The following is a 1,386-nucleotide window of genomic DNA, read 5'->3' as shown; positions in this document are numbered from 1 at the left end:
GGTGAGCTCCCCCTCGAGGGCCCGCAAAGCCCCCTCCGCCTGGGCGGGAAGGAGGTAGGCCCCCTCCTGGAAGACCTCCGCCTCCAGGGTGTGGAGGTGCAGGCGGTAGCCGTCCGTGGCCACCACCCGCACCCTCCCCTCCTCCGCCTCCACCAGGACCTTGCCCTGGTGGGAGGTGAGCTTCTTTCCTAGGGGAAAGGCGCTTTCCATGACCTCCAGGAAGCCTTCTCCCACCCGGAAGGCGGGGTCCTCCGCCTTCTCCAAGAGGGGTTGGGGGAAGGCCTCCGCCGTGAGGAGCTCGGCCTGGAAGCCCCCGGCCTCGAGGCGGAGCCTCTGCCCCTCCGGGGTGAGCCGCACCTCCCCTTCCGCCGCCTCCAGCAGGTCCAGGAAGAACTTGCGGGGAAGGGCCACGGGGAGAAGCCGCTCCTCCCCCACCCGGATCTCCACCTCCACCATCCCGCTGGTCCACGCCCTGGCCCCGTCAAAGCTCACGTAGTCCGTGGGCTGGGGCACCATGCGCTTCAGGGCCTCCCTGAGCCTGGCCGCCTCTAGCGCCATGCCTTCACCTCCACAAGCTGGCCGGGGGGGCGGCCTTCCGCCCCCCAAGCCCTCCAGGCCTCTACCTAGAAGAGGTCCTCGCCCTCCTTCTCGCCCTCCTCCTTGGGCTCCTCCTTCTTGGGCCGCACCAGGAGGCCGAAGGCATCCAGGACCAGCACCAGGCGGGTCTTCTTCCCCTCCTTGCCCTCGTAGGTCTCGGTCTGGAGCCTGCCCTCGAGGTGGGCGTAGGCCCCCTTGGGCGGGTCCATCTCCCCCAGGGCCTCGGCCAGGCCGCCCAAGGCCAGGACCTCCAAGAACACCGACTCATCCTCCTTCCGCCGCCCCTGCACCGCCACCGAGGTCTTCCAGATGGCCACGCCCTGGTTGGTGTAGACGAGCTCGGGCTTCCGCGCCAGGTACGCCTTCAGGACCGCTTTCATCTCATCCCTCCTTTCTCGCGCCTTCCACCGGGGGGCGGGTCCCCCCGCCCCCCAGCCCTTCACGCCTCTTTGGCCAGGTAGTAGCTTCCCGCGGGGCTCCGCTTCAGCCCCTCCTCCTTGAGCCAGAGCTTCAACGCCTTCTTCACCTCCCGGAGGGCTTCAGGGAGGTCGCCCTCCCAGTCCTCCTCCGCCTGGAGGAGGTTGAGAAGGGCGAGGGCCTGCTTGGGGGTGAGCTTGAGCTCCTTCATCCTTCACCTCCCGCCTTCCCCCGTGGGGCCCTCGGGCCCCCTGGTCTTAGCTACACGAGGGAGGAAAAGAGGGCGGGCTTGTAGGTGACGTCCTCCCCCGGATGAATCCGGGGGCATCCCTTTCAGGATGCGCGCGAGGGATTTTCCTCGCGCTTCGGTTC

General features: G+C 68.8%; 2 protein-coding genes and 1 pseudogene. All 3 read right to left on the bottom strand.

Annotated elements, in window-relative coordinates:
* A pseudogene (locus tag AC01Y6_RS10370) lies at positions 1 to 558 on the bottom strand (hypothetical protein); the annotation flags it as partial.
* Positions 559 to 623: 65 nt separating this feature from the next.
* Positions 624 to 977: a single-stranded DNA-binding protein gene (locus tag AC01Y6_RS10365; RefSeq protein ID WP_476671440.1), complete on the bottom strand. Its 354-nt coding sequence runs from the start codon at positions 975 to 977 to the stop codon at positions 624 to 626.
* A gap of 59 nt (positions 978 to 1,036) precedes the next feature.
* On the bottom strand, positions 1,037 to 1,225 hold the full coding sequence (locus AC01Y6_RS10360) for a hypothetical protein (RefSeq protein WP_428717017.1): 189 nt from the start codon (positions 1,223 to 1,225) through the stop codon (positions 1,037 to 1,039).
* Positions 1,226 to 1,386 lie beyond the last annotated feature (161 nt).

The sequence above is a fragment of the Thermus sp. genome (genome assembly GCF_056332225.1).
The sequence above is the reverse complement of the archived record's forward strand: the minus strand, read 5'-3'. Positions and strand labels throughout refer to the sequence as shown.

Coding starts and splice junctions, on each gene's coding strand:
- AC01Y6_RS10365 (WP_476671440.1), bottom strand. CDS start 977: ATGAAAGCGGTCCTGAAGGCGTACCTGGCGCGGAAGCCCGAGCTCGTC.
- AC01Y6_RS10360 (WP_428717017.1), bottom strand. CDS start 1,225: ATGAAGGAGCTCAAGCTCACCCCCAAGCAGGCCCTCGCCCTTCTCAAC.